The organism is Pseudomonadota bacterium, from assembly GCA_030775045.1.
GTDB lineage: Bacteria > Pseudomonadota > Alphaproteobacteria > JALYJY01 > JALYJY01 > JALYJY01.
The window spans coordinates 1-584 of the sequence record JALYJY010000091.1 but is presented as its reverse complement, the minus strand read 5'-3'; the positions used below and the strand labels follow the sequence as shown (position 1 = coordinate 584).

General features: G+C 64.6%; 1 protein-coding gene. It reads left to right on the top strand.

The annotated features are described in order from the left end of the window. On the top strand, positions 1-584 hold a 584-nt coding region (locus tag M3O22_07805; protein MDP9196649.1), incomplete at both ends, for a DNA topoisomerase.

Sequence of the window (584 nt, the reverse complement as noted above, 5' to 3'; positions counted from 1 at the left end):
CCCAGCACCTGTACGAGGGCGTGGACATCGGCGGCGAGCATGTGGGCCTGATCACCTATATGCGAACCGACGGCGTGACCCTGTCGCAGGAAGCCATTGCACAGGCACGCCAGGTCATCGGGAAGGAGTTCGGCGACCGCTATGTTCCCGCCAGCCCGCGCATCTACAAGACCGCCGCCAAGAATGCCCAGGAAGCCCACGAGGCCATCCGCCCCACAGACCTGTCCCGCCGCCCCGAGCATGTGGCCCGGTACCTGGACGAGGATGGCCGCCGCCTGTACGACCTGATCTGGAAACGCACCCTGGCGGCCCAGATGGAAAGCGCCGTACTGGACCAGGTGGCCGTGGATGTGACCTCCGGCGATGGAAAGATCACCCTGCGCGCCACGGGATCCATCGTGGTGTTTGACGGTTTCCTGAAAGTCTATACGGAAGACCGGGACGACAAGCACGACAACGACGAGGACGACAGCGAGCGCCGCCTGCCGCCGGTGAAGGAAGGCGATAACCTCCAGCGTGATCAGGTCAGGCCAGAGCAGCATTTTACCCAGCCCCCTCCCCGCTATACCGAGGCCAGCCTGGTG